The following is a 20,618-nucleotide window of genomic DNA, read 5'->3' as shown; positions in this document are numbered from 1 at the left end:
CCGGCCTCGCTCACCCCCGGCAGGCGGGCCGTCAGCCGCGCAGGGCCTGGACCGCGGCCTCCAGCCGCTTGCCGAAGTCTCCGTCCGCACTGCGGAAGTTGCCGATCGCCCGCTCGGCGATGTCCTCGCGCGAGACCTTGGCGATGAAGCCGGCGAGGTTGCCGACCAGCCGGTCCTTCTCGTCCTCGGACATCAGCCGGTAGAGGTTGCCGGCCTGCACGAAGTCGTCGTCCTCGGCATGCCTCGGGGTCGCGTGGTCACCGGCGACACCGGAGACCGGAGCCGGCGCCCACAGCGGCCGGTCCGTCTGGAACGGGCCGCCGAAGCTGTTCGGCTCGTAGTTCTTCGCGCCCTTGTGGCGGCCGTCGTAGAGGAAGCCGTCCCGGCTGTGGGTGCGCGCCTCGGTGGCGTGCGGGCGGTTCACCGGCAGATGGTCGGCGTTGATGCCGACGCGGTAGCGGTGGGCGTCGCCGTAGGCGAACAGGCGGCCCTGGAGCATCTTGTCCGGAGACGGGCCGATACCGGGGACGAAGTGGGCGGGGCTGAAGATCGACTGCTCGACCTCGGCGAAGACGTTCTCCGGGTTGCGGTTGAGCTCCAGCCGCCCGATCTCGATACACGGGTAGTCCGCGTGCGGCCACACCTTGGTGAGGTCGAAGGGGTTGAAGCGGTAGGTCGCCGCCTCGGCCGCCGGCATGATCTGGACGTAGACCGTCCAGGACGGGAACTCGCCGCGCTCGATGGCCTCGCGCAGATCGCGCTGGTGCGAGTCCGGGTCCTCGCCGGCCAGCCGGTTGGCCTCGGCCTGGGTGAGGTTCCTGATGCCCTGGTCGGTCTTGAAGTGGTACTTGACCCAGAAGACCTCGCCGGCCTCGTTCGTCCACTGGAAGGTGTGCGAACCGAAGCCGTCCATGTGCCGGTACGAGGCGGGGATGCCCCGGTCGCCGAAGAGCCAGGTCACCTGGTGGGTGGACTCGGGCGACAGGCTCCAGAAGTCCCAGACGTTGTCCGCCTCCTGGCTGCCCGTGTACGGGTCGCGCTTCTGGGTGTGGATGAAGTCGGGGAACTTGATCGCGTCCCGGATGAAGAAGACCGGGGTGTTGTTGCCGACGAGGTCGTAGTTGCCCTCCTCGGTGTAGAACTTCAGCGCGAAGCCGCGCGGGTCGCGCACCGCGTCCGCCGCGCCCAGGTTCCCCGCGACCGTGGAGAAGCGGAGGAAGGTCTCGGTCTCCTTGCCGATCCCGGAGAGGAACTTCGCCCGCGTGTACTTCGTCACATCGGCGGTGACGGTGAAGGTGCCGTAGGCCCCCGCGCCGCGCGCGTGGACGACGCGCTCGGGTATCCGCTCGCGGTTGAAGTGGGCGAGCTTCTCCAGCAGGAGCTGGTCCTGGACGAGAACCGGCCCGCCGGCGCCCGCGGTCTCGCTGTTCTGGTTGTCCGCGACCGGAGCCCCGGCTTCCGTGGTGAGCGGTCCCTGTGTCACGTGCGCCTCCTGCGTCTCTCTGCTGCCCTGCGGCCGCGCCGGAGCGCCGCCGAAACGGATCCCGCCGCCTGCCCCGTGGCCAGATCCGAAATCGATCCTACATTGGACTTAGTCCAAGTCAAGTTGTTGTCCGGAACCACACCCGTTCGGGATCACGGACCTCCGCTGTTACGCTGACCCTTATGAGTGACCTGTTGGAACGACTTCGCGGACGCGGCTGGCGCATGACCGCGCAGCGGCGCGTCGTGGCCGAGGTCCTCGACGGCGAGCATGTGCACCTGACGGCCGACGAGGTCCACGCACGCGCCGTCGAGCGCCTGCCCGAGATCTCCCGGGCCACCGTCTACAACACGCTGGGCGAGCTGGTCGGCCTGGGCGAGGTGCTCGAGGTGTCCACCGACCGCCGCGCCAAGCGCTACGACCCGAACGCCCACCGCCCCCACCAGCACCTGGTGTGCTCGCGCTGCGGCACGATCCGTGACGTCCACCCCGTGGGGAACCCGCTGGCGGACCTTCCGGACTCGGAGCGCTTCGGCTTCACGGTCTCGGACGTCGAGGTGACGTACCGCGGGACCTGCCCGAACTGCGCGAGCGCGTAACGCGGCGGCGACATGTACGGAGAAGGGCCCCGGCATGCGCCGGGGCCCTTCTCCGTATGGTGCTTGCCCACATGCCGAAGGCCCGGATCCTTGAGGATCCGGGCCTTCGGTTTCAGTAGCGGGGACAGGATTTGAACCTGCGACCTCTGGGTTATGAGCCCAGCGAGCTACCGAGCTGCTCCACCCCGCGTCGGTGAACCCAACCTTACGGGACGCCGCCGACCAGCGCAAATCCCTTCCGGGGCCGTGCCCGGGCCGGGCCCTCTCAGGCCCTGAGCTCCTGGATCAGCGCCTCGCGCAGCTTCCCCGCCCGCTCGGACACCTCCGCCGGGCCCAGCTCCACGGCCCGGGCGCACCACCGCTGCCCCTCCGCGAGCTCGCCCCGGCGGGCGGCGAGCAGGGCGAGGCGCAGGGCGGCCCGCCCGTGACCGGCCCGGGCCGCCCGGGTCCACCACAGGGACGCCTCACGCTCATTGCCCTCACGGGCGAGGAGCAGACCGAGGTTGAAGGCACCGCTGCGGCTTCCCGCCTCGGCCGCCTCCCGGTACCAGCGGGCCGCGTCCAGGTACTCGCCACGGGCCGCGGCCAGCATGCCGACCCGCACCTGCGCACGGCGGTGCCCCTGTTCGGCGGCCCGCTCGTACCACTCCTCGCACTCGCTCTTCTCCGCGACGGACTCACCGAGCGCGGGCGCGGCGGCCGGCGGGCGCCGGGCGTCGAGCAGCGTGGCGAGCCGGAAGGCGGCCTCGGTGCTACCGCCGCCCGCGGCACAGCGCAGATGGCGTTCGGCCTCCTGCTCGTCGCCGTCCCGGAGGCGGGCGATGCCGACCTGGAGGGCGGCCTCGGTGTGTCCCGCGGCGGCGGCGCGCTCGTACCAGGACAGCGCGGTGCGGTCGTCGTCCCGGCCCGCGTGCAGGATGCCCAGGTTGAACGCGGCGTCCACGCTGCCCGCCTCGGCGGCCTTGGAGAACCAGGGCTCGGCGCCGGTGTGGTCCCCGGCCTGGAGCAGCAGCACGGCGAGCGCGTTGGCGGCCTCCCGGTGCCCGGCGTAGGCGGCACGGCGGTACCACTGCTCGGCCTGCGGCGTCCGGTCCTGGGCCGCGCACAGCAGGCCGAGGTTATAGGCGCCGTTCACATCGCCCGCGTCCATCGCGGCGCGGTACCAGCGCTCGGCGGTCTGCGGCTCACCGCGCGCGGCGTGCAGGGCGCCGAGGGCGTTGGCCGCGTTGCCGTCGCCGTCCTGGGCGGCGCGCAGCCACCAGACGGCGGCGCTCTCCTCGTCGCCCGCGTCGCGCAGCAGGAAGCCGAGCGCGCAGGCGGCGCGGGGCTCGCCGTCCTTGGCGGAGGTGAGGTACCAGCGCCCGGCCTCCTTGAGCAGACCGCGCTGCTCCAGAATCGCGCCGAGGTGCAGGGCGGCCCGCCGGTGCCCGCGGGCGGCCGCCTGGCGGTACCACTGCTCGGCCTCGTCGAGCAGCCCGGCCACCGGTCCGCCGGCGACGGTCAGCCGCGTCCCGGTACTGGTGGCCCGCTCGGCGGCGGTGCCCTCGGTCGACCGGCCCCGGTCGCCCCGGGACGCCCCGGAGCCGCCCCCCGGCCGGGGAGCGCCGCCCCGCGACGGCCTGGAGCCGGTCCGGGCTCCGGGCCGGGCGGCGCCGGACCGCCGGTCGCCACCGGCTGCCGGGGCCCCGGCGGAACGGAGGTCGTCGGTGCGGGCCTGGGCGCGCGCGTCGGCCCGGTCCGCTCCGGGCCGCCGGTCGTCGCCACCGGTCGAGGCGGTCGGGCCGGAACGGACGGCGTTGCTCCGCGCACCGCGGGACCACCGGTCACCACCGCTCGCAGCCGGGCCCGAACGGCCGGCCTCGGCCGGGGCCTGCCCCCGGGCGGCCCGGCCGCCGTCGTTGCGCGCCCCGGCGCGCGCGTCGGCCCGGTCCGCTCCGGGCCGACCGTCGCCACCGGAACGGAGGGCGTCGGCCGGCTCCGTACCCGCGCGGGAGCCGTCAGCGCCTCCCGGTCGCCGGGTGCCGGCACTCGCGCCGTCCCGGCCCGAACCGGACGCTCCGGAGCCCGCACGAGCCCCGGTTCCGGTCGCACCGGACCGCCGGTCGCCACCGGTCGCCCCCGCCCGGCCGGAACGGGCGGTGTCGCCGCCCGCTGCGCCGGTGGGCCGGTCGCCACCGGCGGCCCCCACCGAGCCCCAACGGCCGGCCTCGGCCGGAGCGTGCCCCCGGGCGGCCCGGCCGCCATCGGAGCGCGCCCCGGCGCGCGCGTCAGCCGAGGCAGCGCCGGTGAGCCGGTCGCCACCGGCCACCCCCGCCATGCCCCAACGGCCGGCCTCGGCCCGGTCCACGCCGAGTTGCTCGTCGATGGGCGTCGGCGCCCGCCCGGCGGTCGGCTCGGTGCCGGTCGCCGCGCCCCGGCCGGAACGCGCCCCGGTCCGACCCGCGCCGACGCGGAAGCCCGCGCCGTCGCCGCCTCCCGACCGGTCCCGGCCGGTGCGGGCGCCGGTATCGGTGGCGTCGGACTGACCGCCGACGTCGCTCCGGTCCGCGACGGACGCCCCCGGGCGCGCCTGCGAGTCGGCAGACCCCTGGCCGGCGCCCGGCGTCTCGGCCGGCCCGCCCCCGTACACGTCCACCGCTCCGCCGCCACGACGCGGCGCACCGCGCCCGGTGCCGGGCGTACCGAAGTGCCCGTCACCGGAACGGAGTTCAGCCGCCGCGCCGCTGCCGCCCCGGCGCTGGACAGGCGCCCCCGCGCCGGACCGGTCCGTGTCCGTGAGCCGGCCGGCCCGGGAGCCCGGGCCCGCGACGCCGCCCAACGCGCCCTCGCCGCCGGGCACCAGCCCCGCGGACTCCTCGCTGCGGCGGCTCTCCGCCGCCGCCCGGCCCTCCAGACCGCGCGCCAGTCGGTACGCGGCCTCCCGGTGGCCCTGTTCGGCGGCGGTGCGCAGCCAGCGTTCGGCGCCGTCGTCGCCCCGGTGCTCCAGCAGGTCGGCGAGGGCGTACGCGCCCAGCGCGTGGCCCTGTTCGGCGGACTGGCGCAGCCAGTACTCCGCGGCGGGCTCGTCACCGCGCTCACGGAAGTGGCGGCCCAGCGCGTGCGCGGCCGCGGCCGAGCCGGCGACCGCGGCGATGCGCCACCAGCCGGCCGCCTCGTCGGCGTATCCGCGCTGGTGGAGAAGGACACCCAGATTGTTGGCGGCCGCCCGGTCGCCGTCGGCGGTCGCCCGCCGCAGATAGGGCTCCGCGCCGTCGAGGTCGCCCCGGCGCAGCAGCAGCGCGCCGAGCACGCTCATCGACGCGACGTCCCCCCGGTCGGCGGCGCCGCGGTGGCGCGCCTCGTCGCCGGCGGTCTCCGCCGCGTCGGCGTGACCCGCCCCGGGGAGCGGTCCCTCCCCCGTGACGGCGACGCGGCCCGCACGAGCGGCCGCGTCGACGCCGTCCATCGCGTCGGCCGCGTTCCTCGCATGCGGTTGTTCAAACCGCCCTGTCTCCAACAGCGTTGCCCTGTCCCCCATGAATTCCATCGTCGCACCACCCGCAACCCGCGTACACCTGGTATACCGCAGCCAGTGAGGTCACTTCAGCGTTTTGTCGACATGCCCACAGAGAGATAAGTGAAACACGTCGGAGGCCAACTGGTGCCGCGCGGCGCGCACTTCGTCCCGGATGCCCCCGAAGGAGGTCTCCCTGAACGCATGAACGTATCCGCACACGGAAGAGGACCCGGATCCAGTCGGATCCGGGTCCTCTTCTTCAGTAGCGGGGACAGGATTTGAACCTGCGACCTCTGGGTTATGAGCCCAGCGAGCTACCGAGCTGCTCCACCCCGCGTCGGTGAAACCAACCTATCACGACGCGGGAGGAGCCTCTGACCGGCTCAGTCGCTGCCCGACTGCTCCTCCTGGAGTCTGGCCTCGGCGTCGGCCGCGCGCTGCAGGGCCTTCTGGAGGTCCTCCTGCGCCTTGCCGTAGGCCGTCCAGTCGCCCTTCTTCATGGCCGCGTCACCGTCCGCGTACGCCTTCTGCGCGTCGGCGATCGCGTCCTTCAGAGCCTGGTCGCCCGAGGCGGGCGGCTGGTCCGGATCGGTGGGCGGGGTGTCCGGTTCCTCGCCCGGCGGCGGAGTCGTGCCGTCCTCGCCCGTGCCCTCGCCGAACACCTGGGACAGCGCGCCGCCCAGGTCGTTGGCGAAGCCGATCTTCTGCCCGTACACCACGGCCACCTTGCTCAGCAGCGGGTACTCGGAGCCACGGCCCTGGGCGTAGATCGGCTCGACGTACAGGAAGCCGCTGTCCAGGGGAACGGTCAGCAGATTGCCGTACTTGATCGTCGAGTCGGCGCCCTTGAGGTCGCGGACGAAGTTGGCGATCGGGTCGTGGCGGTTCAGCCGGCTCTGGATCTGCTCGGGGCCGTCGACCTTGTCGTCGGTGACCCGCATGAGTCTGATCTTGCCGTAGTCCTTGCTGTTGGCGTCCGCGTCGACCGCCATGAACGCCCGGAGGTTCGGACGGCCGCTGGGGGTGAACGTCGTCGTCAGCGAGAACTGCTGCGCCGTCTGGCCCGGCAGCTTCATCGACAGGTAGTACGGCGGGACCGCGTTGCTGTCGGACTTGGTCGGGTCGTTCGGGACCTGCCAGGCGTCACTCGCGTTGTAGAACGGAGCGGGCTCGGTGACGTGGTACAGGCTCAGCAGCTCGCGCTGGACCTTGAAGATGTCCTGCGGGTACCGCAGATGGGCCTTCAGCTCGGCCGGGATCTCTCCCTTGGCCTTCACCGTGCCCGGGAACGCCTTCTTCCACGTCTTGAGGACCGGGTCCTTCTCGTCCCACTCGTACAGCGTGACGGTGCCGTCGTACGCGTCGACGGTCGCCTTCACCGAGTTCCGGATGTAGTTGACCTGGTTCTGCTGGGCGACCACCGCGCGCTGCCGGTCGGTCAGCGAGTCGGCGGTGGTGTCACCGAGGGTCGTCCGGGAGGCGTACGGGTACCCGTTGGTGGTCGTGTACGCGTCGACGACCCACTGGATCCGCTTGCCGACGACCGCCGGGTAGGCGTCGCCGTCGATGGTCAGCCACGGGGCGACCGCCTCGACGCGCTCCTTCGGAGTGCGGTTGTAGAGGATCTTCGAACCCTCGCCGATGGCCCCCGAGTAGAGGATCTGCGGCTCGTTGAAGGCGACCGAGTACGCGGCGCGGTTGAGCGGGTTGGACAGGTCGATGCCGCCCTTGCCCTTGTAGCTCGTGGTGACCTGGCCGCCGCCGTCCTTCTCGTAGTCCAGCTCCTTCTGGGGCCCGCCGACGATCGAGTACTGGGTGGTCTTCTCGCCGTAGTAGATCCGCTGCTCGTACTCGCCGAGGCTGCCCTTGGACGGGATGCCCGACTCGGTGAACTCCGGCGCGCCCGTGATGCCCTTGGCCGTGCTGGTGCCCTTGGCCGCGACGGCGCCGTATCCGTGGGTGTACGTGAAGTGGTCGTTGATCCAGTTGCGCTTGTCGACGCCCTGGAGGTTCAGCTCGCGCAGACCGATGACCGTGTCCTGGCCGTTGTACCGGTCCACGTCCAGGGTGGCGGGGAACTGGTAGTACTTCCGCTCCTGCTCCAGCTGCTGGAACGTGGGCGAGACGATGTTCGGGTCGTTGATGCGGTAGCTGGCCGCCGAGTCCGCCTGCTCGCGCTGCTTCTTGGAGTCCGTGATCTCGCCGCGGCCCGTGTAGTCGGTCGGCTTGACGTCGGTGATCCCGTACGCCTCGCGCGTCGCGTCGATGTTCTTGCGGATGTACTCCGCTTCCTTGGCCTGCTCGTTCGGCTGGACCTGGAACTTCTGGACGATCGCCGGGTAGAGGCCGCCGATGAGGATCGCGGACAGCACCATCAGACCGAAGCCGATCACGGGGAGCTGCCAGGTGCGGCGCCAGAGCGTGGCGAAGAAGAGCACCGCGCAGATGATCGCGATGCAGAAGAGGATCGTCTTCGCCGGGAGGTAGGCGTTGGCGTCGACGTACCGCAGGCCCGTCCAGTTGCTGGTGGCCTTGAAGTCACTGGACTTCACGGCGAGGCCGTACCGGTCGAGCCAGTACGCCACGGCCTTGAGGGCCACGAAGATGCCGAGGAGCACCGAGAGGTGGCCGGTGGCCGCGCCCGTGGCCCGCGCCCCGGGGCTGGTGATGCGCAGCCCGCCGTACAGGTAGTGGGTGACCGCGGCGGCGATCAGCGACAGCACCACGGCGGCGAAGCCGAAGCCCAGCAGGAAGCGGTACCAGGGCAGGTCGAAGGCGAAGAACGCCACGTCCATGCCGAACTGCGGGTCCTTCTGGCCGAAGGACTCGCCGTTGACCCACATCAGCCAGGTGCGCCACTGGCTCGTCGCCGAGGCTCCGGCGATCAGCCCCACGAGCGCGGTGATCGCGAGGAGCACCCACTTCTTGTAGGGGGCGATGCCCATGCGGTACCGGTCGAGGCTCTGCTGCTCCAGCGACATCGCGCTCAGCGGCGGCCGCAGCCGGTGCGCCAGCCAGATGTTCAGCCCGACGACGCCCGCCATCAGCAGGCCGAAGACCGCGAACAGCCCGACCTTGGTCCACAGGGTCTTGGTGAACACCGACGAGTACTCGACGGAGCGGTACCACAGCCAGTCCGTCCAGAACCCGGCGAACATGACGAACGCCATGGCCAGAACGGCCAGGACGCCCAAGGTCATGAGCAGGGTGCGGACCCGCCGGGACGGCCGGCCCACTCTCATCCGTGGCCCGGTCGGGCCTCCGCCGCGGTCCGGCATCTGGAAAGCCAACGTGCGCACCTCGAAGTCGCGATCGGTGTGAAGCGGGCCCCGCGATCGTAGGGCCCCACCTATGCAACTTACCGAGGCTTTACCTAGTTCCCGTCACCGGGGAGGAAGGAGGCAGGATGTTCGCCATGTCCAACGTTTCCCCCTCCGGCCCCCCGATGGCCGCGAATCCCCTCACCCGTGCCGTGCTGGAGATCGACGAGTACGCGTCCGGCATCGGCTGGGACCAGCCCGCCCGGCTCTTCGCCCTCGTCGACACCGCCCGGCTGCGCGCCCAGGAGCCCGGTCTCGCCGCCCAGCTCGGCATCGACGAGGGGGACGCGGGCGCCGCCCTCACCCCCGTCGAGCAGGACGAGATCCCGGCCGGCACGGCGCTGGACGAGTTCCTCGCCACCGTCGCCTGGCCCGAGGCGGTGGCCGGCTGCGCGCTGACCGTGGAGCGGCTGATGCTCCCGCCGAGCGCGGAGGACTCCGTTCCGGCCGGCCTCGACGGCAACGCGCTCACCGACTGGGTGGCCTCCCACCCGGACCGCCAGGAGGTGCGGATGACGGTGGGGGTGCTGCGCGACGGCTCCCGGGAGTCGGCGCTGCGGCTGCGCGAGAAGGACTCGCCGAACGAGGTGCTGACGGGCGCGGGCCTGGTCCCCGGCCTCGCCGAGGCGCTGGCGGCGACCTTCGAGGACTGAGCCGCCGGGCACGCCCCTGCCGGGCCGCCACCCGCCGCGGCCCGGCTCACGGGTCGCGGGCGGGGCCCCGGCGGGTCAGCCGGTGGTGCAGGCGGGCAGCCCCGCCGTGTCACCCTTGCGGATCTTCTCCAGGGACCGCTTGGCGTCGTCGATGGTGTCGACCTTGACCAGGTTCAGCCCGTCCGGGATGTCGGAGGCGGCGCTCGCGCAGTTGGCGCTGGGCGTCAGGAAGTACTCGGCACCCGCCTTCCGCGCGCCGACGAGCTTCATCTCGATGCCGCCGATCGGCCCGACCTTGCCCGCGTCGTCGATGGTGCCCGTGCCCGCGACGAACTTCCCGCCGGTCAGATCGCCCGGGGTCAGCTTGTCCACGATGCCGAGGGAGAACATCAGGCCCGCGCTGGGCCCGCCCACATCGGCGAGGTGGATGTCGATGGTGAACGGGAAGGTGTGGTCCGTCCCGGCCTGGATGCCGACGATCGCCCGGTCGTCGTCCTCGGCCTTCACCGTCCTGACGGTGACCTTCTGCGTGGTCTTCGGCTCCCGCCCGGCCTTCTCGGCCGCGGCGGCCTCCTTGGCGGGCACGATCGTGAAGACGACCGGCTCCCCCGGCTTCCGCTCGACCACCTGCTCGGCGACGTCCCCGGGCTCCTCGATGCGCACATCGTCGACGGCCCGGATCACGTCCCCGGCGTGCAGCTCGCCCTCGGCCGGCGACCCCTTGACCACGGTGGCGACGACGACCCGGGACTTCACCGGGATGTCCAGCTCGCGCAGCGCGGCGACCTTGGCGCTCTCCTGCGACTGGCTGAACTCCTCCGCGTTCTCCTGGGTGGACTGCTCCTCCGTCTTGCCGTCCGGATAGAGCGTCTCGTGCGGCACCACGACGCTGTCGTGCGCGATCCAGCCGTACATCGCCTCGAACAGGTTCATCCGGTAGTCCGCGCCGGTCACCCGGACCGTGGTCATGTTGAGGTGACCGGTCGTGGGGAACGTCTCACGGCCGGAGATCTGGAGCACCGGCTCGCCGCCCGCGGACCCCAGGGTGTTCACGGTGGGCCCGGGGGACATCTCCGCGTAGGGGACCTTGAAGAACACACCCGCGCAGAGCAGCGCGATGAAGACGAGGGTGGAGGCGAGCATCGTCGCGGTGCGGCGTGGCATGGAACGACAGTACGGGAAGAGCCTGTGCGGGCACTGCCGGGGCCGGTCCGTACGGGCCCGCACACGGCCTGGACGCGCTCGGGGCGGCGGCGGTCAGTTCCGGACGGCGTCCGTGCCGGAACCGGCCCTCTCCATCGCGTCACGGAACCGGGCGTAGCCGGCGAGTTCGGCGACATCCCCGCTCGTACGGTTGCGCGAAGCCCAGCCGGCCCATATCGCCGCACCGACAGCGGCGAAAAGCGGAATCAGCAACCACGCCAGAACTGCCATCGCGACCTCCCTACCCCATGAGTGAAAGCGACTGAGTGATCAGCAGATTAGTCATCTGCGAGATCAACGCTCACCGCAGGGGTGGGGTTACGCAAATCGGGGCGGATGGGGTCCGAGGAGGTTTCAACGAAGCGTCAGGTCTCCAGGAGGCGCTACGCGCCCACCCACCCTCCCGTCACCCGACCACCACCCCCCGACGAGGCGCTACGCGCCCACCCACTCTTCGGTGCCGTCCGAGAAGGTCTGGTGCTTCCAGATGGGGACCTCGTGCTTGAGGTCGTCGATGAGCTTGCGGCAGGCCGCGAACGCCTCCCCGCGGTGCGGGCAGGAGACGGCGACGACCACCGCGAGGTCCCCCACACGGAGGTCACCCACTCGGTGGACCGCGGCCAGGGCCCGGACCGGGTACTCGGCGGCGACCTTCTCCGCGATCCGGCGCATCTCCGCCTCGGCGCTCGGGTGGCAGGAGTAGCCGAGGGCGTCGACGTCCGACCCGCCGTCGTGATCGCGCACGGTGCCGACGAAGAGGGCCGTGCCGCCGGCCGCGTCGTCGCCGACCGCCGCGAACACCTCGTCGACCGAGAGCGGGGTCTCACGGACGGCGATCAGGCGGACGGGATCGGGGGCTCCCCGCTCGCCGGGGTGGTCGGACTGCTCACCGGGGTGATCGTGCACAGGTGCCATGACGGCCATCGTGCCGTACCGCGCGGGGCACGCGAAATGGCCGCTCCCACGGTTCGCGCGCCCGGCCCTTTGGAGCCTCCTACAGGGCCGGGGCCGGACGCGGAACCGGGGCCGGGCCCGGCGTCCGGCCGGTCAGATCCGGCGGCGGGCCTTCCGCGCCCGCCGCACCAGCGCGGCCGTGCCCAGCAGTGCCACCGTCGCGCCCGCGGCCCCCGCCGCCGTCGCGTCCTTGCGGCCCAGCCGCCGCCCCGCCACGGTGTGCCGGCCCTCGACCTCCTCCAGCAGGGCGGTCAGCACCTCCTCGTTGGTGCGGCTCGGACGCCAGCCCGCGTCGTGGAGCCGGCTCACGCTGACCACCCAGGGGTGCATCGTGTAGGCGAGGTCCCCGGCAGGCGAGGGCGTCAGCCCGATCCGGTGCAGCCGCGCCGCCGCGCCGAGGGCGACCGCCGAGGGCAGCTCCATGCGCCGGATGCCGCTCAGCTCCTCGACCTGCTCCTGCTCCAGCCAGCCGTCGCAGCCGACCGCGAACTCGCCGTCGACCTTCTCCAGAGCCGCGTACTCCAGCGCGCTGACCAGGTCGTCGACATGGCAGAACTGCCAGGTGGGCCGAGATCCGGCCACCACCAGCAGCCGGGGCGACTCGAAGTACCGGGTCAGCGCGGTGTCGGTGCCGCCGACCAGGACCGCGGGGCGGACCACGGTGACGTTCAGGCCCGGGTGCGCGCGCGGCGCGCGGCGCGCCAGCCGCTCGATCTCCAGCAGGTCGCCGACACCGGTCGCCTCGGCCGTGGCCCGCAGCTCCGCGTCCTCGGAGAGCGGGATGTCGTTGTCCGGCAGAGCCCCGTAGACCATCGCCGAGGTGCACAGGACGACCCGGTGGACCCCGGCCGCCGCGGCCGCCGTCAGCACCGTCTGCGTACCGCGGACGTTGTACGCGGTACGGGCCGCCGGGTCCGACTCCAGATCGAGGTCGAGCGCGAGGTGCACCACGACGTCGGCGCCGCGGAGCTTCTCCGCGATGGCGGGGTCCCGGACGTCGAGGACATGCCAGTGCGCCTCGGGAACCTCGCCCCGGCGCTCGTCGATGGCGACGACCTGTCTGATCTCGTCGGACGCGGCGAGGCGCCTCACGAGCAGGTCTCCCACGCCCGTCGCGGCACCGGTGACCGCGACGACGGGGCCGCGCCCCGGCGCCGGGGTTGAGTGGTTTCGCGCTGCGCGAACCTGCGGATCTGGGGAACTCACCAGGCGTCTCCAGCGGTTGTCTTCAGTACGCAAGCGAATGACCCATGCGCACCAGGTGACGTCCATCCTGCCGCAGGCAGCGGTCCGGCGGGGCACCCAGCCCCTGAGCGGCGCCGTGCCGCAGCCGCCGGGGCTCCCGGCCGCTTAGGCTGGGTGGTGTTGTCAGGCAGTCGCCGTCGGCCGACAGCCGACGGCCCTACGAGCCGAGGAAACCCGTGAGTGACACCCCATTCGGATTCGGCCTTCCGCCGGAGGAGCCGGAGCACGGCGACGAGGGCAAGAAGAAGAATCCCGGCGGAGGTGACCAGGGCTCCGGCGGGTCCCCGGGCAACCCCTTCGGGTTCGGGCTCGGCGGGGGCGGCGGTGACAACCCCTTCGCCGCGATGTTCGGCGCCATGAACCCCAACGACCTCGGCGCGGCCTTCCAGCAGCTCGGCCAGATGCTGAGCTACGAGGGCGGCCCGGTGAACTGGGACATGGCCAAGCAGATCGCCCGCCAGACGGTCTCCCAGGGCACCCCGGACGGCACCAAGGACGCCAGCGTCGGCCCGGTGGACCGCACCGCGGTCGAGGAGGCCGTGCGCCTGGCCGACCTCTGGCTGGACGGCGTGACCTCGCTGCCGTCCGGTGCGAGCACGGCCGTCGCGTGGAGCCGCGCCGAGTGGGTCGAGGCGACCCTGCCCGCGTGGAAGCAGCTCGTGGACCCGGTGGCCGAGCGGGTCGGCGTCGCCATGGGCGATGTGCTGCCCGAGGAGATGCAGGCCATGGCCGGCCCGCTGCTCGGCATGATGCGGTCCATGGGCGGGGCCATGTTCGGTCAGCAGATCGGGCAGGCCGTCGGGGTGCTGGCGGGCGAGGTGGTCGGCTCGACCGACATCGGCCTGCCGCTCGGCCCGGCCGGCAAGGCGGCCCTCCTCCCGCTCAACGTGGAGAAGCTCGGCAAGGACCTCGGCGTCCCCAAGGAAGAGGTGCGGCTCTACCTCGCCCTGCGCGAGGCCGCCCACCAGCGCCTCTTCGCCCATGTCCCGTGGCTGCGCTCGCACCTCTTCGGCGCCGTCGAGGGGTACGCGCGCGGGATCAAGGTCGACACCGGCAAGCTGGAGGACGTGGTCGGCCAGTTCGACCCGACCCACCCGGAGCAGCTCCAGGAGGCCCTTCAGCAGGGCATGTTCCAGCCGGAGGACACGCCGGAGCAGAAGGCCGCCCTGGCCCGGCTGGAGACGGCGCTCGCGCTGGTCGAGGGCTGGGTCGACGCGGTGGTCCACGAGGCGGCCTCCTCCCGGCTGTCCTCGGCGAGCGCGCTGCGGGAGACCCTGCGCCGCCGCCGCGCCTCCGGCGGACCGGCCGAGCAGACCTTCGCCACCCTGATCGGGCTCCAGCTCCGGCCCCGCCGGCTGCGGGACGCCTCCCGGCTGTGGGCCTCGCTGACGGACGCGCGGGGGCTGGAGGGCCGTGACGCCCTCTGGGAGCACCCGGACATGCTGCCGACCGCGACCGACCTCGACGACCCGGACGGCTTCGTCCACCGCGAGCAGCTCGACTTCTCCGAGCTGGACAAGATGCTCGGCGAGGCGGCGTCCCCCAAGGCTCCCGGGGCGTCCAAGACTCCCGGGGCTCCCGGGGCTCCGGAGGCCGGGGAGAGCGGCACGGACGCCGGGGACGACGGTGCCAAGGACGACGGCGACGGCGGCAACGACGGCTCCGAGGACGGCAAGGGCGACACCGGCAAGTGAGTCTCCACGAGGACGCGGTCCTGGTGCTCAAGGGCTACCAGGGCCGCGACGACGAGCAGGCCGCGCTGCGGACCGCCTATCTGGACCATCTCGCCGCCCACCCCGACGGGATGTGGAAGTCCTGCCACGCGGGGCACCTCACCGCGAGTGCGCTGGTGATCGACCCGGAGCGCGGCCGGGTGCTGCTGACCCTGCACCGGAAGCTGAACATGTGGCTCCAGATGGGCGGCCACTGCGAGCCCGGTGATGTGTCCCTGGCCGCGGCCGCGCTGCGCGAGGCGACGGAGGAGTCCGGCGTGCCGGGCCTCACCCTGCTGCCCGGCGGGCCCGTCACCCTGGACCGCCACCCGATCCCCGCGCCCTGCCACTGGCATCTGGACGTGCAGTACGCGGCCCTCGCCCCGCCCGGCGCCACCGAGGCGATCAGCGAGGAGTCGCTGGATCTGCGCTGGTTCCGCTACGAGGAGGTCGCGGGCGTCGCCGACACCTCGGTCGTCCGGCTGCTGGAGCGGACCCTGGCCGTGCTGTGACCCGTGCGACGGAAGGGGCGGGGTGGTCGTGCGACCACCCCGCCCCTTCCGGTATCCGCGGGCTTCCGTGACCGTCAGTTCCAGGCGTTGTTCTGGTTCTGCGCGTGCGAGCCGTGCTGGCCGACGCCGAACTGGGCCCGGACGCCCTGGCCGAGGTCGGCGTTCTGCGGGGGCATGACCTCGCTCGGCTGCACCAGGGCGAAGCCCTGGCCGAGGAAGCTCAGCTCCCAGCCCTCCCCCGTGTTGCCGCGGCGGCGGCGCACGTTGGTGGAGTGCGTCTGGGCCTGCATCTGCACCCGCAGCCCGGACGACCAGGCGACGATCGCGTCGGCGTCGGCGTTGACGTACTTGTCGGGCGTGACCTGCATCATCAGCGGCTGGCCCGAGGTCATCAGCGCGACCTTGCCCCGGCCGGAGATATTGAGCTGGTACTTGCCCGAGCCGGAGATGCCGTACTGGCTGTCCACCGCGATGACCTCGGTGTGCAGGGCGGAGTCGAGCGCCAGGACATAGGCGCTGTCGACCGTCATGCCCTCCTGGTCCACGTCGACGACATGGATGTACTGCGCCAGGTTGGCGAAGTAGACGGTGCCCTGCCCGGAGCAGCGCATCAGGTCCAGGCCCTCGCCCGTGCGGGCGCGCGCCCGGCGCTGCGAGGAGGTCTGGTACTCGCCGTCGAAGTCGACCAGGCCCTGGTAGGCGACCATGGCGCCCTTGCGGGCGAGGACGTCGTCGTGCCCGCCGAGGGCGACCCGCAGGAGCTGCGGGTTCTGGACGACGTACCGCTCCTGGGACTGCTGCTCGGTGTGGCCGAAAAGCGAACTCTGCATGATGTGTTCCCGCTCCCCCTCAGCCCCGCACGCGCAGGCGGTCGGTGCTGTCCTCGCTCGGCTGTACGACGACGATGCCCTGGCCCGAGAAGGCCATCTGGTACGCCTCGCCGCTGCCCCGCCCGATCAGGGAGGACGCCTTGAAGCTGCGCTTCCCCTTGACCTTGAGGTTCGGGGACCAGGCGACCAGGGCGTCCGGATCGACGTAGGTCTCGTCCTCGCCGCGGCCGCAGTCGACGACGATCGGCGTGCCGCGCGAGGTGAGCGCGACCCAGCCGGTGCCCGCGATCTCGACGTTCCACAGGCCCTGGCCGGCGAGCTTGGCGAGGCCCTTGACCTTCTCCACGCCCCACTGGAGGTGCGCGTCGAAGGCGAGGACGTTGGAGCCGTTGACCGACAGGGAGTCGTTGTTGAGGTTGATGACGACCACGTCGGCCCCGTAGTCGGCGAGGTAGAGCAGCCCGTCGCCGGAGCACTTCATGATCGGGGCGCCCTCGCCGGTCACCCACTGGGAGGCGATCTGGCGGACGGCGGGCGGGTTGGGCTCGTACTGGACGAAGCCCTCGTAGGCGACCATGGAGCCGGTGCGCGCGTAGAGGTCCTGGCCGGTGGCCATGGCGACCTTGAGCATGGTGCGGCCGTGGTTCTCCATCCGGGCCGCGATGGGTGTCGGGGCGTAGCCCGCAAGTTGCTGGTTCATTCTCCGGGCTCCCTCAGACCTCGTAGGGCTGGACGACGATGAAGTTGCCGGGGGCGCCCCGGAACTGGAGGTTCACGGTCTCCCCGCTGTGGCCCGGGTACGCGTTGCGGCGCAGGCGGACCTGGCTGGAGAGGATGACCTGGGAGGCGGCGGACCAGGCGACGACCGCGTTGCAGTCGGCGAAGGTCGTGGGCGTGACCGGCAGGACCACGGGGACGCCGTGGGTCTTGACGACGACGGTGCCCGTGCCGTGGAACAGCATCGTGAACAGCGCCCCGCCGGGGATGCCGTGGCCCTCGATGCGACGGACCTCGTACTGGAGGGTCCCGTCGAAGGCGAGGACGTTCTCCGCGGAGACGCAGATGCCGTCGCCCTGGAGGTCGATCTGGTGCAGATGGGAGCCGTCCTCGGCGAGGAAGACCTGGCCGCGGCCGGTGCAGCGCATGAGCTGCATCTCCTGGCCGGTGGCGTCGCCGACGATGCGGCCGCTGAACCCGGCGCCCTTGTAGCTGAAGTCGACTTTGCCCTGGTACATCACCATGCTGCCCTGCCGGGCCAGCACCGGGGTGCCGCCCATGGTCAGGTCGACCCGCATGAGCTGCTGGTTCTGCGGGGTCCAGCGCTGCCCGGTGGGCGTCTCGCGGTACGCCTGGAGGGCGGCCTGGAGTCCGGGGCCGGCCTGGGGCGCGCCCTGCGGGACGCCTGCGTGCGGGGCGCCGGGCGGCTGCTGGCCGTAAGGGCCCGGGGCCTGCTGGGCCTGCTGGGCCTGCTGGCCGAACGGCGGGGCGGGCGGCGGGACCTGGCCGCCGTGACCCTGGCCGGGGAACTGCCCGGGCGGCTGCTGGCCCGGGACCTGGCCGAACGGGGGCTGCTGGGGTCCGCCCGGCGGCTGCCCGTACGGGGCGGGGGCGGGCGGCGGCACGGTGCCGGCCGGGGGCGTCGCCATGGGCGCGGCCATCGTCGGCGCGCTGTGCATCTGCGGGCCGGGAGCGGCCGGCTGCGGGGCCGGTGCCGGTGCCGCGGGAGCGCCGAAGGAGGGCGCGGGCTGGGGGGCCTGCGGGGCCGGGGGCGCCTGCGGGGCACCGAAGGCGGGCGGCGGCACGGGCGCGGCGGGCGCGCTAGGCGCGCTGGGCGCGGCGAACGCCGGGGGCGCGGCCGGGGCCTGCTGGGGCGCGGGCTCCTCCTCGGCCACCTCGCCGCCGAAGTTCTTCAGCAGCGCCTCCAGTCCGCCGTCGAAGCCCTGGCCGATGGCGGCGAAGCGCCACACGTCCTTGAGGTAGAAGTCGCCGAGCATCAGCGCCCGCTCCGTGCTGAACTCGGAGCCGTCGAACGCGTACCGGACGACCTCCTCGCCGCCCGCGACGATCCGGATGTAGCCCGGGCCGATCTGCGACATCTGCCCGGCACCGTCGATCGTGGCGGTGAAGGAGAGCTTGTGGATGCTCGCCGGAATGCGGTCCAGCGTGACGCGGAACGACTCGGTGTCGCCCGCCTGCGCGCCGAGGAGCTGCACGGACTCCTCGGGCGACTTCGGCTGGTTGAAGAAGATGAAGTAACGGTCGTCGGAGAGCTGCTCGTTGGCGTCGAGACCGAAACAGCTGATGTCGAACGTCAGCCCGGGAGCGGAGATCTGCACGCCGACGTACAGATCCGTTCCCGGAGTGAGATCACTGATCTTGGCCTTGTGGCCGCGCTGGAATTCCCTGGCCATACGTGACGACCGTCCCCCATCCTGAAAGCTGATTGCGTCGCGTCAGGCTAACCGCTGCGGGCGACATTGAGCCAAGCCGGTACACATTCGGTACAGGACCGTCGACCTCGTGAGGGCGTCGTCACTCGGCGCGCGGAGGCGTCGGCGTGAGTCACCGCGCGGAGGCGGTCGTGTCAGTCCTCGGCGGCCGCGGCGTGCGGGAGGCGGCCCGCCGCGACCACGCCCTCCAGATAGCCGCGGGCGCGCTCGGTGCGCGGATACGCCTCCAGCAGCCGCCAGAACCGGGGGCCGTGGCCCGGCACCAGCAGATGGGCCAGCTCGTGCAGCAGCACGTAGTCGACGACGTACTCGGGCATGCCCTGGAGGCGGTGGGAGAGGCGGATGCTGCCCTCGGCCGGGGTGCAGGAGCCCCAGCGGGTGTTCTGGTTGGTCACCCAGCGCACGGAGGCCGGCTTGGCGCGGCCCTCGAAGTACTGGGCGGACAGCCGCTCCGCGCGTTCGGCCAGTTCCTCGTCGCCGAGGACCCGCTTGCTCTCCTGCGCGGCGAGCTTGTCGAGCATCACCCCGACCCAGCGCCGCTCCTCGGCCTCCGACATCCGGGCCGGGATGAGGACGATGGTGCGGTCGCCCTCGCGGTAGGCGGAGACCGTCCTGCTGCGCCGGGCGCTCCGGCGGACCTCGACCGCGCTCGCGGCGGTCCCGCGGGGCGGGTGACGTGTCGCGTTTCGCTGCGTGCTTCCCGCGCCGCGCGCTGAGGTCTCCCCCGAGGTGAGCCGGGTGGACGGGTCGACGGGCACGCGCCCGACGTTACCTGCTGTTCCGGTGGGAAGTCCCGCCCCCGGCGCCCGTTCCCGCGCGTTCCCCTCCATCGCTGCACGATTTGAACGACTAATACCCCATGCCTGTGGACAACTTTTCACACGGCTCACGGCGGAACGGCATTCTGACAACGGATCGGCAACCGAAGATCCAATTCACGGGGACCTCCGGGAACCACGGGGAACGGAACGGGGGACGATATGCGTCCGATGATGAAGCCCGCACTGCGGCGGGCATGGCGGGACCGGCAGTCGGTGCAGTTCGGGGTGACACCGGAACGGGCGATGACCGTCGGGCCGCTGGACACGGCGACGGGCTCGCTCGTCGACCTGCTCGACGGCACACGGGGCATGGAGCTGCTGCGCGCCGAGGCCCGCGCCCGGGGGCTGCCCGAGGGCCGGGCGGACGCCCTGGTCCGCCGGCTCGCGGACGCCGGGCTGCTCGACGACACCGGGCCCGCCACGAGTCCCGCGGCCGGTGCGCTGCGCGGCCGGGCGGCGGCCGTGGAGCGGCTGCGGCCCGACCTGGCGTCGCTCTCCCTGGTCCATCCCGAACCGGGCGGCGCCTTCGCGCGGATGGGCGGGCGCAGATCGGCCCGGGTCCTGGTGCGCGGGGCCGGGCGGGTCGGCGCGGCGATCGCCGCCACCCTCTCCGCGGCCGGGATCGGGCAGGTGGAGGTCCGGGACGGCGGCGTCACCGAGCCGGGGGACACGGCGCCCGGCGGGATCGGGCCGGAGGAGACGGGCGAACGGCGGGACGCGGCCGCCCGGCGGCTGGTGCGCCGCTCGGCCCCGGACCGCCCGCCCCGCGCCACCGCCGCCGGGGCAGGTGCCACCGCCGGAGCCGGGGCCCGGGAGCCGTGTCTCTCGCTGGTGGTGGTCGCACCGCGTGACGGGCTCGGCGCGTACGCCCCGGACCCGGTGATCGCGCAGGGCTGGGTCGCCGGCGGAATCCCCCATCTGTACGCGGGGGTGGTCGAGGCGACCGGTGTGGTGGGGCCGCTGGTCCTGCCGGGGGCCACACCGTGCGCGGAGTGCCTGGAGCGGACCCGCACCGAGCGGGACCCGGCCAGGGGGATGCTGCTGGCGCAGTGGCGGTCGGGCGGCCGCCGGGCGGTGCCCCCGGCCTGCGACACCGCCCTCGCCTCGGCGGTCGCGGGCCTGGCCGCCTGCCACGCCCTGTCCTTCGTCGACGGAGACCTGCCGGGGAGCACCGGGGCCCGGTGGGAGGTGTCCCTGCCGGCCGGCGGCTGGCGGCGGGAGAGGGTGGCGGCCCACCCCGACTGCCTCTGCGGCGCCTCGCGCGCCGGCGGGGAGGCGCACTCCGGTGGCGAGGGCGCCTCGGCCCGACGGGAGGCGCAGGGGACAATGGCCGGGTGACC

At 72.9% G+C, this 20,618-nt stretch carries 16 protein-coding genes and 2 tRNA genes; 5 read left to right on the top strand and 13 right to left on the bottom strand.

Going from position 1 to position 20,618, the window contains the following annotated elements:
• Positions 1-31 precede the first annotated feature (31 nt).
• Entirely contained in the window at positions 32-1,483 is a 1,452-nt protein-coding gene (locus ABZ457_RS08865) for a catalase (protein ID WP_359155461.1), read from the bottom strand.
• 182 nt (positions 1,484-1,665) lie between these two features.
• Between ABZ457_RS08865 and ABZ457_RS08860 the strand changes: the two genes are divergently transcribed.
• Complete coding sequence (locus ABZ457_RS08860) at positions 1,666-2,082, top strand: Fur family transcriptional regulator (protein ID WP_359155459.1); 417 nt, start codon at positions 1,666-1,668, stop codon at positions 2,080-2,082.
• A gap of 116 nt (positions 2,083-2,198) precedes the next feature.
• On the opposite strand, the gene ABZ457_RS08855 is transcribed toward ABZ457_RS08860, so the two are convergent.
• The 4 genes from ABZ457_RS08855 to ABZ457_RS08840 form a co-directional block, all read right to left on the bottom strand.
• Positions 2,199-2,272: transfer RNA gene (locus tag ABZ457_RS08855), tRNA-Met, on the bottom strand.
• Positions 2,273-2,347: 75 nt separating this feature from the next.
• A complete protein-coding gene (locus ABZ457_RS08850; protein ID WP_359155457.1) occupies positions 2,348-5,608 on the bottom strand; it encodes a tetratricopeptide repeat protein in 3,261 nt (1,086 codons plus the stop codon).
• A gap of 233 nt (positions 5,609-5,841) precedes the next feature.
• Positions 5,842-5,915, bottom strand: a tRNA-Met gene (locus ABZ457_RS08845).
• 46 nt (positions 5,916-5,961) lie between these two features.
• Positions 5,962-8,856, bottom strand: coding sequence for a UPF0182 family protein (locus tag ABZ457_RS08840; RefSeq protein ID WP_359155604.1), 2,895 nt, complete (start codon positions 8,854-8,856; stop codon positions 5,962-5,964).
• Between the two features lie 137 nt (positions 8,857-8,993).
• Here ABZ457_RS08840 and ABZ457_RS08835 point away from each other — a divergent pair, with 137 nt between their 5' ends.
• A complete protein-coding gene (locus tag ABZ457_RS08835; RefSeq protein ID WP_359155455.1) occupies positions 8,994-9,551 on the top strand; it encodes a PPA1309 family protein in 558 nt (185 codons plus the stop codon).
• A gap of 75 nt (positions 9,552-9,626) precedes the next feature.
• Here ABZ457_RS08835 and ABZ457_RS08830 read toward each other — a convergent pair whose 3' ends face one another.
• The 4 genes from ABZ457_RS08830 to ABZ457_RS08815 form a co-directional block, all read right to left on the bottom strand.
• Positions 9,627-10,715, bottom strand: coding sequence for a PDZ domain-containing protein (locus tag ABZ457_RS08830; protein ID WP_359155453.1), 1,089 nt, complete (start codon positions 10,713-10,715; stop codon positions 9,627-9,629).
• 93 nt (positions 10,716-10,808) lie between these two features.
• Complete coding sequence (locus tag ABZ457_RS08825) at positions 10,809-10,985, bottom strand: hypothetical protein (RefSeq protein WP_359155451.1); 177 nt, start codon at positions 10,983-10,985, stop codon at positions 10,809-10,811.
• Positions 10,986-11,189: 204 nt separating this feature from the next.
• On the bottom strand, positions 11,190-11,669 hold the full coding sequence (locus ABZ457_RS08820) for a molybdenum cofactor biosynthesis protein MoaE (protein ID WP_359155449.1): 480 nt from the start codon (positions 11,667-11,669) through the stop codon (positions 11,190-11,192).
• Between the two features lie 132 nt (positions 11,670-11,801).
• Positions 11,802-12,914: an SDR family oxidoreductase gene (locus tag ABZ457_RS08815; protein WP_359155446.1), complete on the bottom strand. Its 1,113-nt coding sequence runs from the start codon at positions 12,912-12,914 to the stop codon at positions 11,802-11,804.
• Positions 12,915-13,129: 215 nt separating this feature from the next.
• On the opposite strand from ABZ457_RS08815, the gene ABZ457_RS08810 reads away from it, so the two are divergent.
• Together ABZ457_RS08810 and ABZ457_RS08805 are read left to right on the top strand one after the other, a co-directional pair.
• Positions 13,130-14,647: a zinc-dependent metalloprotease gene (locus ABZ457_RS08810; RefSeq protein ID WP_359155444.1), complete on the top strand. Its 1,518-nt coding sequence runs from the start codon at positions 13,130-13,132 to the stop codon at positions 14,645-14,647.
• A complete protein-coding gene (locus ABZ457_RS08805; RefSeq protein ID WP_359155442.1) occupies positions 14,644-15,177 on the top strand; it encodes an NUDIX hydrolase in 534 nt (177 codons plus the stop codon). Before ABZ457_RS08810 ends, ABZ457_RS08805 begins: the two co-directional genes overlap by 4 nt.
• A 74-nt stretch (positions 15,178-15,251) precedes the next feature.
• On the opposite strand, the gene ABZ457_RS08800 is transcribed toward ABZ457_RS08805, so the two are convergent.
• From ABZ457_RS08800 to ABZ457_RS08785, 4 genes are all read right to left on the bottom strand, one after another.
• The gene (locus tag ABZ457_RS08800; RefSeq protein WP_359155440.1) at positions 15,252-16,007 is read right to left on the bottom strand and encodes an AIM24 family protein; all 756 of its coding nucleotides are present in this window, start codon (positions 16,005-16,007) and stop codon (positions 15,252-15,254) included.
• A gap of 19 nt (positions 16,008-16,026) precedes the next feature.
• Positions 16,027-16,707 carry an AIM24 family protein gene (locus ABZ457_RS08795; protein ID WP_359155438.1) on the bottom strand — a complete coding sequence of 227 codons (681 nt, stop codon included), beginning with the start codon at positions 16,705-16,707 and terminating at the stop codon, positions 16,027-16,029.
• A gap of 13 nt (positions 16,708-16,720) precedes the next feature.
• Positions 16,721-18,418, bottom strand: coding sequence for a TerD family protein (locus tag ABZ457_RS08790; protein ID WP_359155436.1), 1,698 nt, complete (start codon positions 18,416-18,418; stop codon positions 16,721-16,723).
• 173 nt (positions 18,419-18,591) lie between these two features.
• Complete coding sequence (locus ABZ457_RS08785) at positions 18,592-19,215, bottom strand: M48 family metallopeptidase (RefSeq protein ID WP_018845588.1); 624 nt, start codon at positions 19,213-19,215, stop codon at positions 18,592-18,594.
• 222 nt (positions 19,216-19,437) lie between these two features.
• Between ABZ457_RS08785 and ABZ457_RS08780 the strand changes: the two genes are divergently transcribed.
• Complete coding sequence (locus tag ABZ457_RS08780; protein WP_359155433.1) at positions 19,438-20,616, top strand: TOMM precursor leader peptide-binding protein; 1,179 nt, start codon at positions 19,438-19,440, stop codon at positions 20,614-20,616.
• Positions 20,617-20,618: the final 2 nt, after the last annotated feature.

This window comes from Streptomyces sp. NPDC005805, from assembly GCF_040630445.1.
Lineage (GTDB): Bacteria > Actinomycetota > Actinomycetes > Streptomycetales > Streptomycetaceae > Streptomyces.
Note: the sequence above shows the minus strand (reverse complement) of the source record. Positions and strands in the feature narration are given on the sequence as shown.